General features: G+C 45.6%; 4 protein-coding genes and 1 pseudogene. 3 read left to right on the forward strand and 2 right to left on the reverse strand.

Annotation, left to right across the window (positions count from 1 at the left end; genetic code table 11):
- The first annotated feature begins 113 nt into the window (after window positions 1-113).
- From tnpB to GTH32_RS19670, 3 genes are all read left to right on the forward strand, one after another.
- Window positions 114-263, forward strand: coding sequence for an IS66 family insertion sequence element accessory protein TnpB (gene tnpB / locus GTH32_RS19825; RefSeq protein ID WP_163088758.1), 150 nt, complete (start codon window positions 114-116; stop codon window positions 261-263).
- Window positions 264-349: 86 nt separating this feature from the next.
- The gene (tnpC, locus tag GTH32_RS19020; RefSeq protein ID WP_163088752.1) at window positions 350-1,849 is read left to right on the forward strand and encodes an IS66 family transposase; all 1,500 of its coding nucleotides are present in this window, start codon (window positions 350-352) and stop codon (window positions 1,847-1,849) included.
- Window positions 1,836-2,123 carry an RNase H1/viroplasmin domain-containing protein gene (locus tag GTH32_RS19670; RefSeq protein WP_163088754.1) on the forward strand — a complete coding sequence of 96 codons (288 nt, stop codon included), beginning with the start codon at window positions 1,836-1,838 and terminating at the stop codon, window positions 2,121-2,123. The genes tnpC and GTH32_RS19670 overlap by 14 nt, the downstream gene beginning before the upstream one ends.
- Here GTH32_RS19670 and GTH32_RS19760 read toward each other — a convergent pair.
- Together GTH32_RS19760 and GTH32_RS19030 are read right to left on the reverse strand one after the other, a co-directional pair.
- Window positions 2,120-2,251: pseudogene (locus tag GTH32_RS19760) on the reverse strand (NYN domain-containing protein); the annotation flags it as partial. The gene GTH32_RS19670 and the pseudogene GTH32_RS19760 overlap by 4 nt on opposite strands.
- A 155-nt stretch (window positions 2,252-2,406) precedes the next feature.
- Window positions 2,407-3,093 (reverse strand): beta family protein, encoded by a 687-nt coding sequence (locus GTH32_RS19030; protein ID WP_163088756.1) that lies wholly within the window; start codon window positions 3,091-3,093, stop codon window positions 2,407-2,409.
- Between the last annotated feature and the right edge of the window lie 97 nt (window positions 3,094-3,190).

Here is a 3,190-nt window from a genome sequence, read left to right on the forward strand (position 1 = left end):
CATAAAAGTAAAAATACTGCTGCGCCATCCTACATGGCGTTATAACGACTTGAGCGGTATGCGGGGAAACTCGCACGTACCGTTCTTAGAGGGCTGGGCTCGAGTAATCGGGTCTGGCTACTCGACAGAAGCACCGCTTTAAATGGCCGAATGATGCTGAGTTACAACACATGCACCTGAGCGAACAACAGTTGCAATGGTTGTTATCGGGCTTTGATGTGATAGGCCATCAGCCTTTGCATTACACTGCCTCCGGCTTATAACGGATGATCATAAACAGCGATTATCGATCACGAAATAGTCTGAATAATGTAGGGTAATCAGTGCCTTAATCGGCGATACTAACCCTATGAACGAAAAAGATTATCAACGTCGCATCGCTGAGCTGGAGCAGCAGCTTGAGGAACTGAATAACCGGTATCAGTATCTCGAAGAGCAGTTCCGCATTGCCCAACATAAACAGTTCGGTAAAAGTACCGAAGGTCACCCTGGTCAGGGTGAACTGTTTAATGAGGCCGAAGAACTAGTTGCTGAGGTCGAAACGCCAGAGCAGGAAGCGATTAGTTATACGCGCAATAAACCCAAGCGCAAGCCACTGCCCAAGGATTTACCCCGTGAGGTTATCATTCACGATATCCCTGAAGACGAGAAAATCTGTAACTGCTGCGCCAACGAATTACACCGCATCGGCGAAGATAAATCTGAGAAGCTTCAGTTTATTCCTGCTCAGGTGAAAGTGATTGAGCATGTTCGCCCGAAGTATGCGTGCCGCACCTGCGACAAAGACGGCATTAGTAACACTATCAAACAAGCGCCGGTGCCACATAGTGTTATCCCCAAAGGCTATGCGACGCCCAGCCTGCTAAGCCAGATAATCACCAGCAAATACCAGTATGGCCTGCCACTGTACCGGCAGGAAGCCATGTTTAAACAACATGGTATCGAGATAAGCCGCAAGACCATGGCAGACTGGATAATCCGCTGTGCTGAGTTGTTTAAGCCCCTCTACGACCAGCTCCATCAGCATCTGTTAAAACAACCGGTTATCCAGGCGGATGAAACCACGCTGAAAGTTGTCGATTCCGATAAATCGACGAGCTACATGTGGCTGTATGCCACCGGTACAGATTCACCGCAAGCGACAATTACCGGCTCAGCGATACCCAACATCGTGCTGTACGATTATCACAATGGTCGAGCCGGGCAATGTGCAGTGGACTTCCTTGCCGGTTATAACGGCTATCTACAAGTCGACGGTTATGTTGGCTATGAACAAACGCAAGCCACCTTAGTTGGCTGCTGGGCCCATGCCCGCCGTAAGTTTATGGAGGCCAAAAAAGGTGCCGGTAATAAAAGCAGCGGCAAAGCAGACTGGGCACTAAACCATATCCAGAAACTCTATCGTATCGAAACACAGTTAAAACAACACACAGCAGAAGAGCGCTATACCCTCCGGCAAGAGAAAAGTCTGCCGCTACTCAACCAACTGCATACCTGGCTGAACAAATCTGCACAACAAGTGCTGCCCAAAACCAAACTGGGCGAAGCGATACAATACTGTCTGAATCAATGGCATAAACTGGAACGCTACACACTAGATGGGCAACTGAACATCGATAACAACCGTGCAGAGCGAGCAATAAAACCGTTCGTCATTGGCCGGAAAAACTGGTTGTTCAGCCAGACAGCAACCGGCGCTAACGCAAGTGCTATCCTCTACAGCATCATCGAAACGGCCAAAGCCAACGACCTTAATGTGTTCGAATACGTAATGAAAAGCCTTGAAATGCTCAGCCAACCTGAAGCCGATATCGAGCTACTGCTACCATGGCTGTTTGCTAAAGACTAAGTGGGATCACCGGACGCTTACTACTATCCAGCCAGAAGTACATTCTAGACGCCGATACTACGTTGTTTTTGAAGGAACGAAACCTGGGGTTTACTACGAATGGGAAGATGTAATAGCGCAAATGAAAAAATTTCCCTGCGCGATGCAGAGCAAGTTCCCCAGCAAAACTGAAGCGGAAGAAGCGTTTAATGATTATCAACAGCGGCAAGCCGAACCAAAAACAAAGCGGCAACCTAAAACCGTAGACGACTTACCACCTTGGGATCTTGATTAATACGTTGCAATCTTTGGGCGATAGAAGGTTCTTTGTGTCGCCCCTTTACCTTTCAACTTTGTAATTTGGAATATGGCAGACAGGCCAGCAACTACACCGGTTACATTTGTAGAACCATAAGTACTTGGATCAAAATCAGGTTTTGTGCGCTTTAAAAAGCTGTCAGCCGGACCAACATTAGCCCAACCGACACCGCACCTAAGTTTTCGGTAAAGGTGAAATCATCACAAGCGTTAGGAAACGATATCGGTGTTTTCTTCTCTACCCAAACTAAATAAACTTATCAATACACAGTGGTTGTGCGTTTAATTTCAAGCTCTCTCTCATAATCACTAACCTCAGCAACCGCATAAGCAAAATGATGACTTGAATCAATCTCAATCCATTGGGTAGGCCCACCTCCAAATTTACTATTTGCACACTCCATGATTCGGTTATCACCCCAGCTAAAACTTGGATCCATATATTCGCCAGATGCTACTAATTTCTTCGCTAACTCACAGTGTTGATATCCACCTACAGGCTTTCTAATTACATGCCCTCGTACAACATAATAGCGGTCTTTCACTGTATATCTTATTTTAGCGTTGGTATTACCAAATCCGATCTCGCCTGTTGATGGACCTCTTACACCATAGTCCCCAAAAAATATTGGAATACTAGAATGTTGATTCCTTAAGGCCTTCCATAGGAGCATCTCTATTCGCCTCACAAAGCCAGATGAATCTTGTTCTTTTACTACTTTGTCAATAGAGCTAGGCAAAGAGCAGCCAGCAATGGAATATGTTGCAAACTTAAAACTCAAAAGTAGAGGAAATAGTGTGTCAAAATCTTCCATAACACCAACTAATGTTGACGTGCTCAAGTCCTGAAAATCGAGAATGACATGACAGTTAGAAGGAGTTATCCCTAATTCATCAACTATCTCGTTGACCCGTTCTGAATCGCCCCGTGTTTGCCAGAGACTCAATAACTTGAGAAACTGGAACTATGAAAAAATCAAATCGCTATACATCAGAATTTCGTGAACGTGCAATTAGGCTTGTTACCACACAACAGCATGAATA

The sequence above is a fragment of the Alteromonas profundi genome (assembly GCF_010500865.1).
In the GTDB taxonomy this organism is placed as follows: domain Bacteria; phylum Pseudomonadota; class Gammaproteobacteria; order Enterobacterales; family Alteromonadaceae; genus Alteromonas; species Alteromonas profundi.